Below are 573 nucleotides of genomic sequence, written 5' to 3'. Positions count from 1 at the left end.
GAGCACGAGGTCGGAAGCCTCGCGTTTGAATTCAGCAGAAAAGGAACGGCGTTGTTTGGTCATCTGACACCTCGATCTGGCGAGCATTCTCGCCTAAATGGGTGTCCGGTTTCATTAGACCACTACACCATTATTACAACCATGACCGTATCAAACTGACGCTCAACAGCCTAAGCCCTGTGGGATACAGGACTCAGGCTGTGCAGGGCGCTAGTTAATCTGTCCAACTTTTGGGGGGCAGTTCAGTTGTCTCGCGTACCCCCGTAGCAGTTGACGAGCTTTGCGAGGCTACGTCCGGGCGCGCAGCGGCCGTAAAAAGAGCCAGATCAAAAGATCGCGAGCAAGCTCGCTCTTATCAAACATGAAATAAGTGATTGATTTTAAAGGCCCTGTAGGAGCGAGCTTGCTCGCGATCTTTTGATCTTGATCTAAGAGCCCCCTCACCCCCCCCCGGTGTCAGGCTAGTTGTCGCCTGAGCTGATTTATCAAAACGATAGATCGGGGGCGTCAAAGAGAGCTGTAATGTCGAGCTATTCACCTGAGCGTAAAGCTGCCCTGTTGAACAAGTTACTC

General features: G+C 51.8%; 1 protein-coding gene and 1 pseudogene. One reads left to right on the top strand and one right to left on the bottom strand.

Annotation, left to right across the window (positions count from 1 at the left end):
• Positions 1-128: 128 nt before the first annotated feature.
• Positions 129-218 (top strand): annotated as a pseudogene (locus HBN61_RS22375) (IS3 family transposase); the annotation flags it as partial.
• Between the two features lie 137 nt (positions 219-355).
• Here the strand turns inward: HBN61_RS22375 and HBN61_RS22515 are convergent.
• Positions 356-573: hypothetical protein (locus HBN61_RS22515; protein ID WP_223182433.1), on the bottom strand; the 218-nt coding region annotated here is incomplete at its 5' end.

Origin of the sequence: Pseudomonas sp. WS 5071, from assembly GCF_012985765.1 — a bacterium.
Lineage (GTDB): Bacteria > Pseudomonadota > Gammaproteobacteria > Pseudomonadales > Pseudomonadaceae > Aquipseudomonas > Aquipseudomonas lundensis_A.
The sequence above is the reverse complement of the archived record's forward strand: the minus strand, read 5'-3'. Positions and strand labels throughout refer to the sequence as shown.